Source organism: Micromonospora globosa, from assembly GCF_000717585.1.
In the GTDB taxonomy this organism is placed as follows: domain Bacteria; phylum Actinomycetota; class Actinomycetes; order Mycobacteriales; family Micromonosporaceae; genus Micromonospora; species Micromonospora aurantiaca.
Genome location: NZ_JNZR01000001.1, coordinates 243,585 through 263,659, shown reverse-complemented (window position 1 = coordinate 263,659; position 20,075 = coordinate 243,585). Strand labels below are relative to the sequence as shown.

The window sequence follows — 20,075 nt, the reverse complement described above, 5'->3', positions numbered from 1 at the left end:
GTGGTCAGCCGACGGCGGCCAGGCCGCCGAGCCGCTCGCCGGCCGCCGGGCCGGGCGCGGCCAGGTCGGCGAGCGCGAGGGTACGGGAGCCGGTGCGCCGGGTCAGCGCGAGCGAGAACTGGTGGGCGGCGTGGACTGTGCGCTCGGGCAGCCGGCCGGCCATCTGCGTCAGCGCGGCCCGGACGTCGTCGGGCACCTCATGGCCCCGCCGCACCAGGTGCCGCAGCACGACGGTGGCCAGCTCGTCGGTGCTGAACTCGGGCACCGACCACTGCTGGCCGAACACCTCGTTCACCGCCGGCACCGCGGTCCGCAGGCTCGCCAAGGCCGCCTCCTCGCCGGTCAGCACCACCACCGGATCGCCGAGCCGGGAACGCATCCGGCTCACGAGCGCCTCGGCGATCTCCGGCGCGACGCCCGAGGAGTCGTCGACGTAGTCGAGCTGGAGCACGCCCCCGGCCGCGTCGTCGAGGACCGCGTCCACCAGGCTCCCGGCCTGGCCGGGCCACTGCGGCGCCAGCTCCCGGCTCGTGCTCACCCGCACCAGCTGGCCGACCGGCACCAGGCCCAGCTCCGACAGGCATGCCGCGTACAGCCGGGCGTACTCGCTGCGGCCGCTCCCGGCCCGGCCGCCGAGCAGCACGTTGCCGGTGCGGCCGGGGCCGCGCCGGCGGTTGCGTCCCTCGCAGAGCTGCAACAGCGTCTGCCCGGCCGCCTCCTTGACGCGCTGCCCGCCGACCAGGCCGCAGATACGCTTCCAGCTGCGGGCCGCGTTGATCGCGCCGGTCGGGTCGGTCGCCGCGTCGGGCTGCTCGCCCTGCTCGACCGGCAGGTCCTCCAGCAGCGCCAGCTCGGGTTCGACGTCGGCGGCGGTGAGCCGGTTGAGTTCGCTGTCCTTCGTGGGCGGCGTGGTCGCCAGGCGCGACGCCTGGTTGTTGATCAGCGCCTCGAACAGCTTGCGGGCCACCCGGCCGTTGCCGAACGTCGCGTTCTTCGGCACCCGGGTGAAGTACGCGGTGAGCGCGTCCACCGCGTCGTCGGTCAGCTCGTAGTAGTGCTTGCTGACCAGGTTCGAGGTGATGGTGACCAGTTCCTCGACGGAGTAGTTCGGGAACTCGACGGTGCGGGTGAAGCGGGACGCCATACCGGGGTTGGAGGCGAGGAACTGCTCCATCAGCTCGGAGTAGCCCGCGACGATCACCACCAGCTCGTCGCGGTGGTCCTCCATCATCTTCATCAGCGCGTCGATGGCCTCCTGGCCGAAGTCCGGCCCGGAGCCGCCCGAGCCGCTGGACAGCGTGTACGCCTCGTCGATGAAGAGCACGCCGCCGAGCGCCTTGGTGACCAGCTCGGTCGTCTTGATCGCCGTGGAGCCGATGTACTGGCCCACCAGGTCGGCCCGCGCCGCCTCGACCATGTGGCCCTTGGACAGGATGCCCAGATCCTTGAGCACCGAGCCGTACAGGCGGGCCACTGTGGTCTTACCGGTGCCGGGCGGCCCGGCGAAGACCAGGTGCCGGCTCATCGGCGGCATCGGCAGGCCCATCTGGAGCCGGACCTGCGACATCTTGATCAAATTGATCAGCGCGGTGACCTCCTGCTTCACCCCGCGCAGACCGATCAGCCCGTTCAACTCGCGAAGCGGCTCGCTCAGCTCGTCCGCGCCGCTCTCCGCCGCCGTACCCTCGTCGCCGGCCACCGGGGCCGGCGCGGCGGACGGCGGACCGGCGGGCGCCGGGGTGGCCTGCGGGCGGCCCACGGTCAGCGCCTCGGTCGTCACCGTGGCGCCGGGCCCGCGGCGGACGTCCTCGCCGCCGCTGTCGCGCACCACGCACCGGGTCAGCGCCACCGGCTCCACGGTGTCCACGCCGATGCCGGCCCCGCCGCTGCCCAGCACCTCCCCGTCGCTCACCGACCCGCGGGAGCCCGCCTCGAAGACGATCCCGTCGGCCCGGGCGTCGCGCACCCGGGTCTGCGTGACGGTCGCCGACCCGGTGACCCGCAGGCCGTCGCGGGCCGCGCCGACGATCTCGCTGTCGCCGAGCTGGAGCGTCCCCTCGGCCAGCACGCCCGCACCCCGCAGCAGGGACGCGCGCAGCGTCAGGTCGGCGCCGGCGCCCACCCGGACGCAGGCCACGCCGGTTCCGGTGAGGCGGGCCTCGTGCACGACGCCCCGCGCGGGGCCGGTCAGCGCGAGCGCTGTCGCCCCGCCCGCGTCCATCACCAGGTCGGTGCCCTCCAGTGAGGCGCCGTCCTGGACCAGCACCCCGCTGCCCGTGGTGATCTCGGCGCGCAGCCGCTGGAGCACGACAGCCGACTCACCGGTGAGCACGGCGACGTTGTCGCGCGTGCCCCGCACGGTCAGCCCGAGGAAGCGGGGCGAGCCGCCGGTGACGGCGACCCCGACCGGCGCGTCCTGGACCGTGCAGTCGGTGAAGGTCGGGCGGCCGCCGCCGAGCACCTGCACGGCGGTGTGCCCGGCACCGCCGAACGTGCAGTTGCGGAACGACGGCGACGCGCCCTCGGCGATGTGCGCCGACTGCACCGCGGCGCCGGTGAACGTCGAGTCGCTGATCTGCACGTCGCCTTCGCCGCGTACGAAGACGTCCACGTTGCCGCTGCCGGTGACGGCCAGGCCGCGGATGCGCGCCCAGGCGCGCTGCTCGACCACCAGGGCGGGCTTGCCGGCCCCGGTGATCTCGCACTGCTCGATCGTGAGCCGGGCGTCGCCGCCGGCACACACGCTGTTCGCGCCGGCCGTGCGCAGGCGGCAACGGCGCAGCGTCAGGGCGCTCTGCTCCCCCACCACGACGCTGCTCGTGGCGACGTCGTGGACGTCGGTGTCCTCGATCGTGCTCGACCCGGCCGACATCACCACCACACCCGCGCCCGCCGAGCTGGTCACGTCGCAGCCACGCAGCGCGACGGTGCCCTGCATCCGGGCCAGCAGCGTCACCCAGGAGGCGCCGCTGACCCGGCAGTCGTCGAGCGCCACCTCGCCCGCGTACACGTCTACCGCCGCCAGCGTCGTGTCGGCGCTGCTGAGCGTGATGCCGCGCAGCTGGGCGCCCTCACCGCGGACGACGAGGACGCTGCCCTCCTCCACCTGCACCTCGACGGTGCCGGGCCGGGCCGCGCTGATCGTCACCCGGTCACCGACCACGAGCTTCTCGACGTACCGGCCGGGGTGGACGTCGATAGTGGCGCCGGGCTCGGCCCGGGACAGCGCGGAGCCGATCGTCGGGTACGAGCCCGGCTTCCGGTCGCCCACCACAAGAACCTGCCGACTCACCGCGTCATCCCTTCCGGTCCAGCCCGGGCAGCACCCGCAGGCGCCCGCGGGCCGCCGCGCCGATGCGTACCCGGGGCTCGGCCGTGGCCCAGCGGTCCACGCTGCGCCGCAGCGACGTGATCGCCAGCTCGTCGAGCGACACCCGGTTGGAGTCGACCCGGCCGGTGTCGTCGATCTCGTTGGCGCCGATCTCCCGCAGCAGGACCGCGCCGCGCTCACCCTCGGCGGGCCGGCGCAGGTCCAGCACCTTGAAGTTCGTACCGGGCAGGAACAGCACCCGGTCCTCGACGTGCTCGTCCCCCTCCGGCTCCAGCAGGCTGGTCCGGCGGGCGGTCATCGACCAGATCAGCACGTCGGTGTCGCCGTCCTCGGACGCGCACGGCTGGGTCAGCGCGTTGACGAAGCTCCAGTCGGTCACCAGCCGCCGGTCCTGGTAGAGCGCCCACTCCCTGGCGGTCGGCGACAGCCGGTAGACGGTGGTGCCCCGGAACGACGGCATCCGGGAGACGCCGGCCACCACGCAACGCGCGAACGGCACGTGCGGCCCCTTGCGGCCGGAGCGCAGACCCGCGTCGACACCCGGTCCGCGACCGGTCAGATAGAGCCGCAGCGCTACCGAGTCGGCGAGCACGTCCTCGGTGGACACGCCCGAGCCCTGCATGCCCGGGTGCTCGGACATGATCCGGGACACCGAGCTGGCCATCACGTCGAACTCGCGGCTGAGCGTGCGGCGCAGCCATGCGCGCTCGTCGGCGAGCCCCTTCTTCTCCGACAGCAGCGCGCCCGCGCCGGCCGACGGCACCGGCTGCACCCGCGCCTCGGCGGCCACCTCCGACGGTTCGGCGTTCTCCGACGGCGTGGCGGCGTTCGACGGCTCGCTCTGTCCGTCGGGCTCGGCGGTCCGCGCGGGCGCGGCCACGTGCGACGGACCGGCTCCGGCGGGCGGGGCGGGCGGCAGGTCGACCGCGACGGCAGGCAGCGACGGCAGGGCCGCGACCGGCGCCGCCGGCCCGGCCGCCACCGGCGGCGTCGCGAGCGCCTGGCCGAAACCGGCGGGCATGGTCGGCGGCGCCGGCTCGCCGAAGCCCGCCGGCATGGTGGGCGGCGCGGGGTACGTGTCGTGTCCGGCGTCCTCGACGGGTGCCGCCGAGGGCCCGCTCCCGGAGTCGGCGGCGACCACCGGTCCGTCGGCGGCGCCAGGCCCGGCAGGTGCGGCGGGCGTGACCGGCTCACCGGCGGCGATCGGCGGCGTGGGTGCAGACACCACCACGGGCACCACCGGCGGTGCCGTCGGCAGTGGCACAGCAGGTGGAGGCGGCAGCTCGGACACGACCGGCGGCGCAGGCGGTGCGGGCAGCTCGGAGACGAGCGGCACGGCGGGCGGTTCCGGCAGCTCCGCCACGACCGACGGCGCAGGCGGCTCGGAGACGACCGGAGGCGCTGCCGGGAGCGGCACCGCGGGCGGAGCCGGGAGCGCGGACACGAGCGGCACCACGGGCGGAGCCGGCAACTCGGACGCGAGCGGCGCGACCGGGGGCGGCGGCAGTGCGGGCGCGACCGGAAGCGGCACCGCGGGCGGTGCGGCCGGCTGTTCCCGGCCGGCGGGGAGGGGCGGGACCGGCGCGGGAACGGCGACCACCACACTGTCCGCCGCGGGCGGTGCGACAGGCGCGGGCGGGGCGACCTCCACGTACGCGGGCACCGGCACGGTCGCGCCCACCGCCCGCATCTCGGTCTCCAGGTCGATGACCACCTCGGCCCGGCTGGCCGGTTTCGCGCCGGGCACCAGCACCGACGCGGGCATCAGCGCGCGGCTCGTACCGGCCATGCCGTCGACGCGTGCGGCCAGGTCGAGCGCCAGCTCCCGCATCCGGTGGGCGGTGGAGTGGACGGTGTCGTCGAAGACGAGCGTGCCGCTGCCCGCGTCGAGCATCGCGGACCGGACCTGCTCGGCGTTCTTCGGCTCGGCGGTGGAGCGTACCCAGAGGCCGGTCTGCACCACCTCGACCACCGCGCCGGGGGCGAACCAGTAGACCCGGGGCGCGACCTCCTCGGCGCCGGCCAGCGGCGGACGGTGGCTGAGCACAGTGGGGCGGCGGGCCCGCGAGTTGGGGTGCGCCCGGGGCGTGTAGGACAGTTCGAGCGCGTACGGCGCCCAGCCGAACGCCCCGTCCGGCAGCACGGTACGGATCTCGTACCGGTGCGGGCTGCCGATCGGCACGCCGGTGTAGCAGGTGACGTCGGTGTTCAGCAGGTCGGCGAGCGCCTGGCCGAACGCCTCGCCCTCGGGGATCCGGACCTCGCCGAACTGCACGAAGCGCACCCGCTGGCGGTTCTCCTCGTCGAGTCCGCGCCAGAAGCGCACCACGTCGTCGAGCGACAGCGGCGGCGTGCCAGGGCAGCCCAGCAGCACGGTCATCGTCTCCGCCTGGCAGGGCACGTACGCGGTGAGCCGCTGCCGTTGCGGGTCGACCACCTGCGGGGCACGGTTGCTGTGGATCCAGACCCCGGCCGGGATCGGCTCGATCTCGGCGGTGGCGCTGGACGGCCGGGTGTCGATCGCGGCCCGGTCCCATCGCGGCGTCGGGTAGCGCTTGGCGTCCCAGGCGGGCGGACGGCCGGGCCGGAACCGCACCCAGCCGCTGCCCGGTGCGGAGTGGACGAACAGCGTTCCGGCGGAGCCGCGTACCAGGTCGCCGTCCGGGGCGATGACGGTGCGGTTGAGGCGTTCGGAGAGCCACTGACCGGCCATCGCCGCGGAGTTGCCGTGCCGGCCGCAGGCGATGAGCCGGATGCCGCGGCGGCGGCGCGGCAGCACCCCGGCCATCGCCTCCCACGCGCTGATCGGCATGCCGTCGCCGAGGTCGAGCACGACGACGTCGTTCTCCGCGTCCTCGATCACGGACAGCGCCAGCGACTGGGCCTCGGGACTGATGGCGTCCTCGGCGTGCACCACGAGGGCGTTGCCGACGGTGTGCTGGACGACGCCCTCGGGACGGTCCTTGCCGCCGCCGAACAGGTCCCGGATCCGGGTTGCCATGATCGACCTACCCCACTTCTGCGGCCGCGAGGGCCCTCATGCCCAGCGCCGGGCCCTGGGGCACCAGCGCGAGCAGCTCTCTCGGGAAGGGAACGTTCACGACCCGGTCGAGCTTCAGCGCCCGTACCGCGTCCTGGTCGCCGATCGGGTACGCCTTTCCGTCGTCCGCGATGTACGTGGGCAGGGGTTGCGCCGCACCGGGACCGACCGGCGCCGGGAGCACCGCCATGCCGCTGCCGGGCGCCAGGAGCACCGTCGTGCGGCCGTCGGGGCGGACGCCGGAGCGGGCCAGTGGGACGAGCACCGCGGTGCTGTCGAACCGCGTCCCGTCCACCGCGCTCTGCCGCAGGCACAGCGCGTACGGGCCGGGTTCCTGCGGGGTGAGGCCGGTCAGGTCGGGCAGCCGGGTGAGCAGCGACCGGTCGGCCGACATCCGGGCCGCGGCGAGGTCGGCGGCGCTCAGCTCCACCGGCTCCTCCCCGGAGGTGGCGGTGGCCAGCAGGAACTCGGTACGGCTCAGCGGCGCGAGGCCGTCGCGGCGCAGCACCAGCAGTTGCTCCGCGCCGGTGTCGGGCCGCTGCCGGAACAGCGTGCCGATCGGGTACGAGCGGTCGCCGACCCGCCCGGAGCGGCCCTCGCCGGGGATCTCGGCCGGCGCCAGGTCCGGTCCGTCGGGCAGGAAGTCGAGCCAGTCCTGCGGGGCGGGCACCTTGCGGGTGGTGGTGGCGCCGAGCGCGGCGAGCACCGCCGGGTCGGCCACCCGGTGCCTGCGGCCGGCGGTCACCAGGTAGGTGGGTCCGTCGGCGGCGCGGACGACGGCGAAGCGGTCGGCCGGCAGCGGGACGGCCTCGGCGCGCGGGTCGAGGTTGAGGCCGAGGCGGTCGCCGGGTTCGTCGGTGACCGAGCCGGGCAGGCAGGCCAGCCACGGGCCGGCGACCATCGACCCGGTGGCGACCGACTGCGGGGCGCCGTCGATGCCGATCGACGGTCCGCGCGGAACGTCCTTGATCGACTCCTTGGAGATCAGCTTCACGGTTGCGCCGCTGCCCTGGATCAGCATGGCCGAGGTCAGGTTCGGCGTCGGGCGCAGCACGCCGTCGAGGTAGACGTACCGGTTGCCGCTCTCCTTCTCCACCAGGATCACACCGCTCTTGGTGTACGCCTTGCTGCCGCCCGGGACGATCCAGCCGTACACGGCGAACCCGGCCACGACCAGGACGCTGATGAGCACGCCGAAGGCCAGGCCGGTGACGGCACGCTGCCCGGGAATCTCCGCCGTGGACGGGTCGCCCTGCACCAGGGCGGAACTCAACCGGCCCATCATGAACTGGTGGGCGTGGACGTGGTCGCGCTGGGTCTGCACCGCCGGCTACCCGAAGAGTCCGCGGGCCCAGGCGTAGAGCCCCAGCACCTGGGCGAGCACCGGCAGCACGACCAGGCCGGTCGCGACGTCCAGCCCGCCGGCGGTGTACTCCCAGAACGGCAGCATGCGCCGCGGCCACGGCCGCAGCGCGGCCATCACCAGCGGCACCAGAAGGGCGACGAGCCCGCCGAGCAGGACGTACCGGCCGGTCGGGGCGAGCTTGTCGGAGAACATCAGGGCCACCATGAGGTAGCCGACGGTACCGGCCGCCACCAGGGCGACCCGCTGCCAGAACCCGAAGAAGGTACGCGAGCGCAACAGGATTGCACTCGATGTCACGAGCACGAGTGTCCACCCGGACCAGCCCGGCACCCGCATGGTGTGGTGCATCAGCACCGGCAGGACCAGGGCGGACGCGGTCATGCAGGCGGTCAGGTAGGTGTCCGCCTCGTCCGCGCGCGACTTGACCAGGTCGGAGTCCTCCGGCTCGATGTCGTACGACATGTCGGCGCCGGTCTTGGGCAGCTGCGGTCCGCGCAGCCGGGCCAGCTTCACCGCCGCCCGGGGCGCGATCACGATCAGCACCAGGATCACCGACACGGCCACCGCGGAGACCTGCGGCGCGGTGAGCGCGAAGCCGTCACCGGCCAGCAGCACGAGCACCACCATCGCGGCGGTCAGCGCGACGATCAGCAGCGGGGCGAACGGCATGACCGGCGTGACCGTACGCTGCGCGATCAGCAGGAACGCGGTCACCGCGACGACCGCGACGGCGGCGGCCAGCCCGGCGGCGGCGGTCCAGGCCACGCCGTCCGGGTCGCCGTCGACGGCGCTGGACGCGGCGACGGCCGCGAAGAACGCCGCGCCGCCGCCGAACAGCAGCGGGAACGCGCCGTCGGTCTGCTGGCGGGCGCTGACGATCGCCGCGGTGAACAGGCCGGCCGCGAGCACCGCGCCGGCGATCACCTGGGGCAGCACCGGGCCCCGGTCCACGAGTACGGCGGCGATCAGGCCCATCGCCACCAGGGAGAGGACGAGGAACAGCACCCGGCGGTACTCCGGCTGCCACCTGTCGGCCCGCCGGTTGACCACAGTGGCGACGCCCTCGGCCAGGTCGTCGAAGTCGAGTTCGGGCAGCGGGTCCTGTGCCGGGCGCAGGTGCAGTTCCTCGCCCTCCAGCCAGTCCAGGCTCTCCGGCGTGCCGGACAGCTCGAACGGCGGCTGGCCGAGGCGTTGCAGCACCCACGACTCGTCGGGCACCTCGCCGTCGGGCACCCGGGCCACGTCGGTGGTGTGCCGCACCAGCAGCGGCATCAGGTTCGCCACCGGCATCCGGGCCGGCACGGCCAGATCGGCCCGGCGGGCCGGCCCGATCACGGTGATCCGGCACAGTTGGTCGTTCAGCGCTGCGGTCACCAGCGAGCCTCTCTCATCGGGCCGTGTCCGACACGAAACCGGTCTGCATCAGGCGTACGCCGCGCCGGGTGACGAGCTGGGCGCGCCCGGGCGGCAGTTGACGGGGCTTCGCCTCGCCGAGGAACTTGCCCTCCTCCTTGGGGTAGGAGAAGAGCGTCGCGGGCGTGCCCAGCTCCCACATCCGCCGGATCACCGGGTCCATCATGGCCCGCATCGCGCCGGAGGTGCTCCGCGCGACGATCACGTGCAGGCCGATGTAGGCGCCCTGGGCCAGCAGCGGCAGGAGCGGGTCGAGCGTCGAGCCCATCCCGGTGCTCTTGGTCATCAGGTCGTAGTCGTCGACGATGACGAACAGCTCCGGCCCCTCCCACCAGTCGCGCTTGCGCATCCGCTCGGACGAGACGTCCGCCCCGGGCATCCGCCGGTTCATCGAGACCGACGCCTGGCCGGCCAGCTCGTGCATCTTGTCGCCGGTGAACGCGAAGCCCACCTGGTACGCGGCGCCGATCGCGGTGTCCAGGTCTCGGCGCGAGTCGCCGAGCACGACCTTCGCCCGCTCCGGCGGGTAGTGCTGCTGGATGGACCGCAGCACGAGCCGCAGCAGGTTGGTCTTGCCGGTCTCGCTGTCACCGAGGACCAGCATGTGCGGGGTGGTCATGAAGTCGTGCCAGACCGGGGCGAGACGCTGCTCGTCCTGGCCGATGACGAACTTGAAGTCGGACTCGGGCGGCGGCAGCGTCTCGACCATCAGGTGCGCCGGAAGCATCCGTACCGGCGGGGCGGCCGGGCCGGGCCAGAACGTGCCGACCTCCTCGACCACCGACTTGGTGGCCTCGGCCAGGTCGCCCACCTCGGAGCTGCCGTCCATCCGGGGCAGCGCGGCCAGGAAGTGCAGCGCCCCCGCGGTGAGGCCGCGGCCGACCTGGTTGGGCACGGTGGCCGCCTTGCGGGAGCCGTGCTCGGACTCCATCGCGTCGCCGAGCCGCAGCTCCAGCTTCGTGCCGAGCAGGTCCCGCATCCAGGTACGCAGCTCCGACCAGCGGGTCGCGGTGACGATCACGTGCACGCCGAAGGACAGGCCCCGCGAGGCGAGTTCCTGGAACTTCTGCTCCAGTTCCTGGAAGTCCTGCTTCATCGTGTACCAGCCGTCGATGACCAGGAAGACGTGCCCGAAGCCGTCCTCGATCACCCCGTCGGCGACCCTGGCCAGGTAGCTGGTCATGGAGTCGAGGCCGTGCCGCGCGAACTCGGCCTCGCGCCTCTCCATGACCTGGAGGACCTCCTCGACCGTCCGGACGACGCGGTCGCGTTCCATCCGGGTCGCGATCGAGCCGACGTGCGGCAGGCCGGCGATCGAGGCGAGACCACCGCCGCCGAAGTCGAGGCCGTAGAACTGCACCTCGCGCGGCGTGTTCGCCAGCGACAGCGCCAGGATCAGGCTGCGCAGCAGCGTCGACTTGCCGCTCTGCGGGGCACCCGCGATGCCGACGTGGCCGTCCGCGCCGTTCAGGTCGACCACCAGCAGCTCGCGCAGCTGCTCGGCGGGCCGGTCCACCACGCCCACCGGCACCCGCAGGCCGCCCTGGACGGCCGGGTCGTCGATGGTCATGCCGCGTACCGGGTCGGGCAGCACACTCGGCATGAGCGAGTCCAGGCTGGGCGCGCTGGACAGCGGCGGCAGCCAGACCTGGCGGGCCGGTGGGCCCGAGCCGGCGAGCCGGTCCAGCAGCACCTCGACCAGGCTCGGCCCGTTCGCGTCGGCGGCGGGCTCCTCGACCTGCTCGGCCGGGCGCTCCGGCCCGGGGTCGTGGCGCACCGCGACCTGCCGGGTGGTGAACGGCACCACGTCCGCGGTGGGCTCGTCCCCGGCGTCCGCGACGCCGCCGCGGCGTCCACTTCCGGTGTACGCGCCGGAGACGTACGCCGCCTTGAAGCGCACCAGGTTCGTGGTGTCCACCTTCAGGTAGCCGTTGCCGGGCTCGGGCGGCAGCTCGTACGCCGCGCCCACGCCGATCACCGACCGCGACTCCATCGAGGAGAACGTGCGCAGTGCCAGCCGATACGACAGGTGTCCCTCGACCCGGTTGATCCGCCCCTCGTCCAGGCGCTGGGAGGCGAGCAGCAGGTGCACGCCGAGCGACCGGCCGAGCCGGCCGATGGACACGAACAGGTCCATGAACTCGCTCTTGCTGGACAGCAGCTCGCTGAACTCGTCCACGATGATCAGCAGCACCGGGAAGGGCACGAGCTGGGCGCCGTTGCCGCGCGCCTTCTCGTAGTCGAACAGCGAGGCGTAACCGCTCGCGCGCAGCATCTCCTGCCGCCGGGTCATCTCGCCGTTCAGCGCGTCCTGCATCCGGTCGACCAGCGGCAGCTCGTCGGCCAGGTTGGTGATCACCGCCGAGGTGTGCGGCAGCTTGTCCATGCCGAGGAAGGTGGCGCCGCCCTTGAAGTCGACCAGCACCAGGTTCAGGATCTCCGAGCTGTGCGTCGCGGCCAGGCCGCAGACGAGGGTACGCAGCAGCTCCGACTTGCCCGAGCCGGTGGCGCCGATGAGCAGGCCGTGCGGCCCCATGCCGCCCTGCGCGGACTCCTTCAGGTCCAGCTCGATGACCTCGCCCTCCTCGGTGACGCCGATCGGCACCATGAGGCGGTTGCGCTGCGGTGTGCGGGTACGCCACAGGGCCTGCACGTCGAAGGTCATGGCGTCGCGGATGCCGAGCAGCGTGGTCAGTTCGAAGCTGGTGTCCAGCGGCTCGTCGGAGACCTCCAGCGTGCCGCTGGTCCGCTTCGGCGCGATGATGCGGGCGAGCGCCTCGCACTGGGTCTGGTCCAGGCCGTCCCGCTTGGCCGAGCCGGTCGTGGCGCCGGCCGGGAACTCCACGACGTCGTCGGTGACTGTCAGCCGCAGCACCTTGGGGCCGCCGGGCATCGCGCCGGTCAGGTCGAGCAGGACCACGTTGCGGATGCCCGCGCCGAGCAGGCGGGAGCTGTCCGGCAGGTCCACCAGATGCGCGACGATGACCAGGAACGGCTCGCTGGTGGTCGGCCTGACGGCCCGGTCGTGGTCGCCCCGGTCGGTGATCTCCGGGCCGAGCATGTCCATCAGCGCGTCGTGGCTGCCGGCGAACATCCGGACCGGACCCGCCGCGTCGTACGCGGTGGGGTGCGCGTTGTGCGGCAGCCACTTGACCCACTCCCACGGGCCCCGGTGCACCTCGGCGGCGAGCACCGCGATCCGCAGCTCGTCCGGGGCGTGGAACGTGGCGAGCTGCGCCACCATGGCGCGGGCCAGGTCGATCGCCGGGTCGATCGCGCCCTCGAACTCGACGCTGGTGAAGCTCGGCAGGCCGACGGAGGTGGGGATGCCGGACACCGTCCGGTACGCCTCGGAGAACCGCCGCAGCGAGATCGACGACAGCGGTTCGAGGTCCTCGATCGGCTTGGTGGACGGCGGGTTGAACTTCAGCATCGCGGTCTGCCGGCCGAGACCGATCCGGACCCGGCCGAAGTCGTCGTGGCTGGGCCGGCGCTCCCACAGCCGGCTGCCCATCGCGATCGACCACAGCCAGCCCGGCTGCGGGTTGTTCCACAGCACGTGGCGGCGCTGCTGGTCGGCCGCCTCGCGGGCCTGCTTGCGCAACTGCCCGATGTAGCGGAGGAAGTCGCGCCGCTCGCCGCGCATCTTGCGCTTGCGCTCGGCGGCCGCCCGGCCGATCTGCATGACGCCCATGAGCAGCATGCCGCCGGCCATCGCGCCGCCCATCACGTACATCACGGGGGTGCGGTTGTAGAGGCCGAACATGGCAAGCATCGCGCCCATGCCGAGGCCCATCGGCACGACCATCGCGAACGAGCGGAAGTCGAGCGGGGCCTCCTCCGCCATCAGCGGCGGCTCCTGGAGCTCGATCGAGCCTTCCGGCGCCTCCGGGCCGGGCGCGCGGGGCGGGCGCTTGACGGTGACCGTACTCATCCGATCGTCCCCGCGTCGGCGCCGTCGCCGCCCCAGACGGTGCGCTCCTGGCGCAGCAGCTTCACCGCGTAGCGGTCGTTGCGGTAGCGCTCGGCCACCTTGACGTCGTCGTCCTCCTCGGCCTGGCGCTTCTTCTCCTTCTCCGCCCGCTCCTCCTCGTCCCTGCGGCGTCGCTCCTGCTCGGCCCAGAACGCCTCGGCGCGGGCGGCCGCCGCCTTCTCCTCCTCGGCCAGCGACGTCGTGAACTCGGCGTCGCTGACGCCGGGCTCGCCGCACCGGCGCATCTTCTCCAGGTCGGCGCTGAAGAAGTCGAACGTGCCGCCGGCCGGCCGGGGCGCCTTCGCGGGCGTGACCCGCCGCCACACGGCGCGCGGGGGCTGCGGTGTCTCCGACATGGTCACCCTTCCCTGCCGTCGTCCGCTGACGTACCGGTCAGCCAGTCCGCGTCGCTGAGGTCGTCCCAGTCGGTCGTGTCGTCCGGGTCGTCGTCCGGCCGGACCAGCGGAACGTGGTCGTCGGCGGCCGGCCGGGCGCGGTCACCGCCCCAGACGGCGTCGTCCTCGCGCAGGCCGGCGGCGGGCTCCCGGTCGACGCCGGGCTCGCGGTCGTCGTCGCGATCGGAGCGACCCCGGACCGTACCGGCGCGGGCCGGCTCGTCGGGGTCCGCGCCGGGCGTCGCGCGACCGGAGGGCTGCGGGCCGGAACCGGCGAGTCCGGCCACGGCGGCGGCGCCGGCCAGGCCGAGCGCGCCGGGGACGGCGACGGCAACCTCACCGTCGGCCACGGCAGCGGCGACGCCGGCCTTCCGGTGCGTCCCCTCCGGACTGCCGCCTCCCGGCGAGACCGACGGGTTCGACTGCGCGGGCGGGTTCGGCTGCCCGGGCGGGTTCGGCGTGGCCGTCTGGGCGGGTGGGTTCGGCACCGGGCCGGGCTGGGCGGGCAGGCTCGGCTGCCCTGGCTGGCCCGGGTGGCCGACGATCACCGGAGCCGCCACGACACCGCCGACCGCCGGGGACAGGTCGGCCGGAGGCGGCGCGACGGCCGCGGTCGGCTCGGCCTGCGGCTGCGGTTCCGCCGCCGGGGACAGGTCGACCACAGTCGGCACCTCCACCGCCGTCGGCGGTGCGATCACCTCGGGTACGGGTGCACCCGGCGACGTACCGCCGGTGCCGGACACGGGCGCTGCCGGAACGTCCGGCGCGGCCGGTTCCTCGACGGCGGCCTCCGGCACACCCGGATCCGGACCGGCCGGCGGACCGTCCGGACCCGCTTGCGCGCCCGGCACACCGGTGACCGGCACGGAACCGTCGAGGTCCGCCGTGCCGCCCCCCGGCCCCGGCTGCGGGCCGGACACGTCGGCGACCGGCGCGGATCCGTCAAGGCCTGCGCCACCGGCCGTCGTGCCGTCGCCCGCCTCCGGCGCGAAGTCACCCGGTCCGGCCGGGGTCCAGTCGGTCTCGTCCGGCCGGATCAGGCCGGACACGTCGGGCGCGGTCCGGGGCGTGGTCCCGGCGGGTGCGGTGCCGCCCGGCGGGCCGGCCACCGGCGGCACCACACCCGCGATCGGCGTCGCACCGGCGATCAGCGGCGCGGAGGGAGGCGGCTCCACCAGCCCGGTGCCGCCCGCACCTGCGCCCGCGGGCGCCTGCGGTCCTGCGGCGTCGGGGGTCGACGGGCGCCAGTCGTCGATGTCCGCCTCGATCAGCCCGGAGGCGTCGGGTGCGTCCGGCACGCCCCCGCCGGGCGTGCCCGCACCGGCGCCCGGCGCGCCCGGCGCGCCGGGCATCATCGGCATGGCGGCTCCGGGCGGCGCCGCCGCGACCGGAGAGTCGACGCCGACGCCCGGGGCCACGGGCGGGCCGGCGGGGATCTGCGGACCGTCGACGCCGAGCCCGTCGCCACCGGCCGGCGCACCGGCCGACCCGTCCGGCACGCCCGCGTCCACGCCCACCGGTCCCCAGGTCTCGGGGTCGCCGCTGACGAGTCCCCGGGCGTCGGGCGACTCGGCCCCAGCGGGGTTGTTGGCTCCGCCCGCGGGCCCCGGCATGCCGGGCACGGCCGGCATCGGGGCACCCAGCCCGGCACCGCCGGACGAGGCGCCGGCCGGTGCGCCGGGAACCTGCACACCGTCGAACCCGGGTGACCGCCAGTCCGCCTCGTCGCCCTCCACCAGGCCCTTGGCGTCCGGCGCCTCGGGGACACCGGAGCCGCCACCGGCACCGGCACCGGGCGCGCCCGCGCCGGGCATGCCCGGCATCATCGGCGACTGGAAGCCACCGCCACCGGGCACGGCGCCACCGGGGGCGGCCGGGATGTCCACACCGCCGACGGTGCCGGGGGCGAAGTCGTCGCTGTTGCCGAGCAGCCCGTTCGCGTCCGGCTTCTCCGGCAGTCCGGGGCTGCCGCCCGCGCCGGGGCCGGCGCCGCCGGGCGGGCCGAATCCCGGGATGCTCGGCGCGGTGAACCCGCCGCCTGGCTTGCCGATGACCGTGCCCGTGCCCGCCCCGGGCTTCGGGCCGCCCACCTCACCCGGCCCGGAGAACGACGGCGGCTTGACCGAGCCGGCGCCGCCCGCCCCGCCACCGAGGTTGGCCGAGCCGGGCGGCTTGACGCCCGGCGGTACGACACCGGAACCGAGCCCGCCAGGCAGGCCGCCCCCACCCGGTACGCCGACGCCCGGGAAGCCGACGCCCCCCGGGCCGTTGATGCCCGGCGCGTCGAATCCGGGCAGCCCGCTGCCGCCGCCGGGGGTGGGACCGCCGATCTCGCCGGGGCCTGAGAACGACGGCGGGGTGACGCCGCCCGGCCCCTGGCCGGAGCCCGGACCACCGATGCCGGCCAGGTTCGGGGGCGTGATGGTGGGCACTGTGATGTTCGGCGGCGTGGTGAACCCCGGCGTGGTGATGCCGCCGACGGGTGGCGGGGTGAACCCCGGCGGGGTCAGTGTCGGCGGGGGTGTGAGGTTCGGCGTCGTGAGGTTCGGCGTCGTGAAGTTCGGCATCGTCGGCGTGGTGATGCTGGGCGTCGGCATGGTGATGCCGGACGTCCCCGCCTTGTCGGTGGTCATCTTGTACTGCTCGGCGACCGTGTGGACGACATCGGCCATCTGCTGGGCCATCGGCTTCTCGTACTCGGTGCCGCTGATCGGCACCGGACCGCTGCCGCTGCCGACGCCGTTCTGGGAGGCGATCGTCGCCCAGGCGCCGTCCAGGTAGGAGATCGTCTGCTGGGCCCAGGAGAGGTGGTTGGCGGCGTCGTAGAGCTGCGACGGCAGCGACGTGACGTTGGTCGAGGAGTTGATGCTGTTGGCCGCCGTGGTGGAGTCCGGAACCGCGCCGCCGGCGAGGTGCTCGGCCTGCTTGCCGAGCAGGTCGGCGTAGAAGTTCATCTTGTCCCGGAACCCGTTGGCCGCCGGACCCTTCCACGCCTTGTCGTCGCCGACCATCGAGGCGACGGCGGTGCGGATGGTCTGTTCGAGCCAGATCAGCAGGTCCTGCGTCGCCTGGAAGGCCCGGGCGGCCTCGACCACCGACCCCACGTTGACGCGGCCGGCCGCGTACTTCAGGCCCTCCTCGCTGAACACCGCGGCGCCGCCGTTGACCGAGGCCATGAGCTTGCGCCAGCCCCGGGTCTCGGTCGCCCAGGTCCGGTAGTCGTACAGGTCGCCGACGGGGATCACCTTCGGGGGGAAGGTTCCTTCCGGCTCCGCCGGGTCGTTCCACCCGTCGAGCTTGGTGTCGCCGAGACCGTTTCCCATGCCCCGTCCCTCTTCGCGAGCTGCCGGACCTGTCCGCCCGCGTCAGTTGCCGTCGGTCTTGATGATCTTCTGGCCGTAGGTGCTCAGGTTGTCCAGGCCCTTGAAGGAGTCACCCATGATCTCGCCGAGCTTGTCGGTGGTCAGCGCGTTGAGTTCTTCGAGGTTCCGGTAGTCCGCGGCCATCTTCAGCAGGGCGGTCTGCACCGCGAGGAGGGCGGTGTTCATGTTGACGAGCATGTCCTTCATGTCGCCCTTGACGCCGCCGTCCTGGGCCGTCGCCCCGACGACCGCCTGCCGCAGCACCTCGGCCCGGGCGAAGGCACCGGGACGCGGGTCGATCGCGCCCACCTGGTCAGCCGTGGTGAGCAGGATGTTCCCGGCACCGGTGATCTTGCCCAGGATCTCCTTGGCGAACCACTCCAGCGCGGCGGTGTTCACCGCGACCCCGCTGGTCGAGGCGGTGTCACCCTTGAACGTCGGGTTGATTCCCGGCGGGGTGAAGCCCGAGTTCGTCGGGGTCTTGTCCTCGTCGATCCAGTCGGACTTGTCGGTGAACGCGGGCGGCGTCACGTTCGACGGGTCGGTGATCTTGTCCTTGTACGTCTTGACGAGGTTCCGCCAGCCGTCGGTGTCGAGGATGTTCTTGTCGTACCACTCGCGGGCCTCGATCCACTCCGGATGCTCGGCGCGGACCTCGTCCTTCCACCGCTCGTAGTTCACCCCGGTGCGGTTGTTCTGGTGCTTGTTGTAGAAGGCCATCCAGGAGTCGTACGCCGCCTGGGTGGTGCCCTCCGGCTTTCCGATGGCGGCGTCGCCCATGCCGTAGGCGTTCATCGCGCTGATGGCTTTGTCGTTGGGGTATCCCCAGTCAATGCGGGCCAAGGAGCTCACTCCACTCGGGTGTCGACGGCGGAACGCTGGCACAGACCCCAGCGGCCCGGGTCGTCTAGCTCACCGGGCCGGGGACGGACGACGCCGGCCGCCACGCCGCGTCCGCGGCGGCCGTCCGGCGGTTCAGCCGCCGCGGACGTCGTTCCAGATCATGGCGTGACGCTGCTCGGTGGTGCCGTAGTTGTCCGAGATCTGCAGCAGCGTCATGCGGGCCTGCTCCAGGTAGCCGACCATCGAGTCGGCCGCCTGGTTCCAGGCCAGCTTCGAGACCTTGTACTGCTCCTGGGCGGCACCGGTCCACTGGGCGAGGCTGGCCTCGACAGTGCGCTCCATCTCCTCCAGCGACGACTGGATCTGGCCGTTGATGCGGTTCATGTCGGTCAGCACGGCGTCTGCCTGCACGAAGTCGAAGGTGTAGTTGGACACGTCAGTCCTCTCGGGAGATCGGGGGTCGGGGTACGGCTCAGATGCCCGGCAGGGCGGCGCCGAAGGAGTTGGCCACGCTCGACGCCTCGTCCTCGGCCGTCTGGTAGCCCTTGGTGGTCACGCCCATGACCTCGAGCATGTTCAGCAGCTCGTTGATCACCCGCTGGAACGCGTTCTCCCAGTTGTCCATCGCCTGGTTGAAGCCCTGCGACGCCTGGCCGGTCCAGGAGGAGATCAGGATGGCCATCTGCCCGTTCACGGCCCGCAGCTGGCCGGTGAAGGCGGTGGCCTTGTCGGAGAACTCCTGGGCAGCCCGCTGCATACCCTCTTCGGTGGTACTGACGGTCGGCATCGTCACGGCCGGACTCCTCATGTCAGGGAAAGGTGGCAGGGAAGAGTGTTGATCCGCGGCCGCGCCCCGCGGCAACCCGGTCGCGCCACCATGTCCGAACGTCACCCAACATTGCACGGCAGCGCCCCCGCAACCGCCGCCACCGGCCGACAGCCCGGGAAGAGTGGTTGCACTTTCATGCACTGATCCCCGGCCGGAGTTCCGGCGCGACGGTCGTGGCGTCTTCACTGGACCGCGACGTCGAGGGAGTGGTCCGTCGTGAACTACAGCGAGCGCATCGAAGGCCTGTTCCAGGAGTACGAACGGCAGCGCACCAGCCTCGCCGAGATGCAGGCCCGGATGAGCGCGCTCTCGGCCACCGCGACGTCACCGCGCCGCGAGGTGAGCGTCACCGTCGGCCAGAACGGCGTGCTGACCGACATCCAGTTCCCCTCCGGCGCCCACAAGCGGCTCACCACCGCCGATCTGACGCGGCTCATCATGGACACCTACGCCGACGCCAAGGAACAGGTGATGAACCAGGCGGCCGACGTGCTCGCGCCGATGCTGCCGGACGGCCTCGACGCCCACAAACTGGTCCGGGGCCAGGCCGGGGCCGACGCGTTCCTGCCCAAGGAACCCCGCATGGTGACGAGCGTGCGGGAACTCCTGACCCGGGGGCCCGAATGATCAGCAACAATCCCGGCGGGCGGCTGTGGGTCGACCCGGACGGCGTGGAGGGGCTCGGCAAGGCGTACGAGTCGCACGTGCAGCTCTACGAGTCCTACCTCTCCCAGCTGACCGCCCTGCGCGCCCGGTACGCCGACGCCTGGGGCGACGACGACATGGGCGAGCAGTTCTCGACCAAGTTCCTCCAGGGCCTGGACAACCTCGAAGCGATCATCGGCGGCGTCAAGGGCACCCTGCACTACACCGCCCAGGGCCTCAAGGAGAGCGGCCGGGCGTACCGGGAGGCGGACGAGGCCGCCCTGGACGTCAGCCGGAAGATGGCCAAGGACTTCGACGGCCTGGACGGACCCACGTACGCGAGGCGGACGGTGGCGGGCCCGGTGCTGGAGCCCACGGCGGAGGGTGAGCCGCGCCGGCCCCATCTGCTGTCCCGCCGCCTGGCGGTCGGCGAGCCGGCCGGTGAGCCGGTCGCCGAGCGGGCCAGGCTCCTCCCGCAGCAGCAGGGCACGCCGCTGCTGCCGCTGGAGCCCGCCGAGGCGCTGACCCCGCTCACCGCCGCCACTCCGGCCATCTCGTCCTACTCCGTGCGGCCGGAGTACGCGACCGCGCACGTCGGCGGCCGGCCGCTGCCCGAGGGGTACCGGCTGATCGCGCTCAACCCGTTCGAGGACGGCAGCACCCGGGTGGACGCGAACCTCTACGACTCGATCACCCCGCTGACCGGCACACCCGTCACCACGCCGGACGGCAGGGCGATCGATCCCGGACAGGGCCGGTTCTTCGTCGTCAAGGAGAACCCCTCGGTGGACCCCACCGCGCCCGGCTACCAGCCGCTGTACCTGAGCTACGCGCCCGACGGCACGCCCACCCCGATCATCCCCGGCGCCTGAGCCACC

Annotated in this window: 12 protein-coding genes; 2 read left to right on the top strand and 10 right to left on the bottom strand. The window is 73.5% G+C overall.

Annotation, left to right across the window (positions count from 1 at the left end):
* Positions 1-4 precede the first annotated feature (4 nt).
* The 10 genes from IF06_RS0100905 to IF06_RS0100860 all read right to left on the bottom strand — a co-directional run bounded on the left by IF06_RS0100905 (position 5) and on the right by IF06_RS0100860 (position 18,516).
* A complete protein-coding gene (locus IF06_RS0100905) occupies positions 5-3,292 on the bottom strand; it encodes a right-handed parallel beta-helix repeat-containing protein (protein ID WP_030268287.1) in 3,288 nt (1,095 codons plus the stop codon).
* Between the two features lie 4 nt (positions 3,293-3,296).
* The gene (locus IF06_RS0100900; protein WP_030268285.1) at positions 3,297-6,332 is read right to left on the bottom strand and encodes a hypothetical protein; all 3,036 of its coding nucleotides are present in this window, start codon (positions 6,330-6,332) and stop codon (positions 3,297-3,299) included.
* Positions 6,333-6,339: 7 nt separating this feature from the next.
* Positions 6,340-7,695 (bottom strand): type VII secretion protein EccB, encoded by a 1,356-nt coding sequence (gene eccB / locus IF06_RS0100895; RefSeq protein ID WP_030268283.1) that lies wholly within the window; start codon positions 7,693-7,695, stop codon positions 6,340-6,342.
* 6 nt (positions 7,696-7,701) lie between these two features.
* Positions 7,702-9,111 (bottom strand): type VII secretion integral membrane protein EccD, encoded by a 1,410-nt coding sequence (eccD, locus tag IF06_RS0100890; RefSeq protein ID WP_030268281.1) that lies wholly within the window; start codon positions 9,109-9,111, stop codon positions 7,702-7,704.
* A 13-nt stretch (positions 9,112-9,124) separates the two neighbouring features.
* On the bottom strand, positions 9,125-13,084 hold the full coding sequence (gene eccCa, locus IF06_RS0100885; protein ID WP_013286983.1) for a type VII secretion protein EccCa: 3,960 nt from the start codon (positions 13,082-13,084) through the stop codon (positions 9,125-9,127).
* Positions 13,081-13,479: a hypothetical protein gene (locus tag IF06_RS0100880; protein WP_013286984.1), complete on the bottom strand. Its 399-nt coding sequence runs from the start codon at positions 13,477-13,479 to the stop codon at positions 13,081-13,083. The genes eccCa and IF06_RS0100880 overlap by 4 nt, the downstream gene beginning before the upstream one ends.
* Before the next feature lie 2 nt (positions 13,480-13,481).
* Positions 13,482-16,841: a hypothetical protein gene (locus tag IF06_RS0100875; protein WP_030268276.1), complete on the bottom strand. Its 3,360-nt coding sequence runs from the start codon at positions 16,839-16,841 to the stop codon at positions 13,482-13,484.
* A gap of 42 nt (positions 16,842-16,883) precedes the next feature.
* The gene (locus tag IF06_RS0100870) at positions 16,884-17,732 is read right to left on the bottom strand and encodes a hypothetical protein (RefSeq protein ID WP_225319862.1); all 849 of its coding nucleotides are present in this window, start codon (positions 17,730-17,732) and stop codon (positions 16,884-16,886) included.
* A 123-nt stretch (positions 17,733-17,855) separates the two neighbouring features.
* Positions 17,856-18,158, bottom strand: a complete 303-nt coding sequence (locus tag IF06_RS0100865) for a WXG100 family type VII secretion target (protein WP_013286988.1) — start codon at positions 18,156-18,158, stop codon at positions 17,856-17,858.
* A gap of 37 nt (positions 18,159-18,195) precedes the next feature.
* Positions 18,196-18,516, bottom strand: coding sequence for a WXG100 family type VII secretion target (locus tag IF06_RS0100860; RefSeq protein WP_013286989.1), 321 nt, complete (start codon positions 18,514-18,516; stop codon positions 18,196-18,198).
* A gap of 252 nt (positions 18,517-18,768) precedes the next feature.
* Here IF06_RS0100860 and IF06_RS0100855 point away from each other — a divergent pair, with 252 nt between their 5' ends.
* Both IF06_RS0100855 and IF06_RS0100850 read left to right on the top strand, forming a co-directional pair.
* Positions 18,769-19,179: a YbaB/EbfC family nucleoid-associated protein gene (locus IF06_RS0100855; RefSeq protein WP_013286990.1), complete on the top strand. Its 411-nt coding sequence runs from the start codon at positions 18,769-18,771 to the stop codon at positions 19,177-19,179.
* Complete coding sequence (locus IF06_RS0100850; RefSeq protein ID WP_030268273.1) at positions 19,176-20,069, top strand: WXG100 family type VII secretion target; 894 nt, start codon at positions 19,176-19,178, stop codon at positions 20,067-20,069. Before IF06_RS0100855 ends, IF06_RS0100850 begins: the two co-directional genes overlap by 4 nt.
* Positions 20,070-20,075 lie beyond the last annotated feature (6 nt).

Bases quoted from the DNA above. Each gene is read 5' to 3' on its own strand.
- IF06_RS0100900 (WP_030268285.1), bottom strand. From the start codon at position 6,332: ATGGCAACCCGGATCCGGGACCTGTTCGGCGGCGGCAAGGACCGTCCC.
- eccCa (WP_013286983.1), bottom strand. From the start codon at position 13,084: ATGAGTACGGTCACCGTCAAGCGCCCGCCCCGCGCGCCCGGCCCGGAG.
- IF06_RS0100880 (WP_013286984.1), bottom strand. From the start codon at position 13,479: ATGTCGGAGACACCGCAGCCCCCGCGCGCCGTGTGGCGGCGGGTCACG.
- IF06_RS0100875 (WP_030268276.1), bottom strand. From the start codon at position 16,841: ATGGGAAACGGTCTCGGCGACACCAAGCTCGACGGGTGGAACGACCCG.
- IF06_RS0100850 (WP_030268273.1), top strand. From the start codon at position 19,176: ATGATCAGCAACAATCCCGGCGGGCGGCTGTGGGTCGACCCGGACGGC.